The organism is Ochrobactrum sp. SFR4 (assembly GCF_019730395.1).
In the GTDB taxonomy this organism is placed as follows: Bacteria; Pseudomonadota; Alphaproteobacteria; order Rhizobiales; family Rhizobiaceae; genus Pseudochrobactrum.
The window spans coordinates 1-329 of the sequence record NZ_JAAPBB010000477.1 but is presented as its reverse complement, the minus strand read 5'-3'; the positions used below and the strand labels follow the sequence as shown (position 1 = coordinate 329).

The following is a 329-nucleotide window of genomic DNA, read 5'->3' as shown; positions in this document are numbered from 1 at the left end:
ATGTGCATACCATTGGCCGAAACATCATCAATTGTCGCTGTTTGCCATTGATCGTCGATCAGCACTTCGCAGCGCCGCGTTACTTTTACCCGTACAGACGTAGACCGCTCACCGCGCTCTGAAACAACGCCGAGAGCACAACCGGCCATAATCAGGTTGAGCAGCGTCCAGCCACCGACAACGAGTAGCACATCAGCTTTGTATGGTTCAGTATATATACGATAGGCAGCAATGATCAGCGCGAGAATAAGGACGATAAAGATGATGAAAAACGGACGCGCTATCTCCGAGAGACGACTGACCAGAATAGATTCATCCTTAGCCGTCAC

General features: G+C 50.2%; 1 pseudogene. It reads right to left on the bottom strand.

What is annotated here, in order from left to right:
• Positions 1 to 329 (bottom strand): annotated as a pseudogene (locus HBA93_RS19880) (UDP-forming cellulose synthase catalytic subunit); the annotation flags it as partial.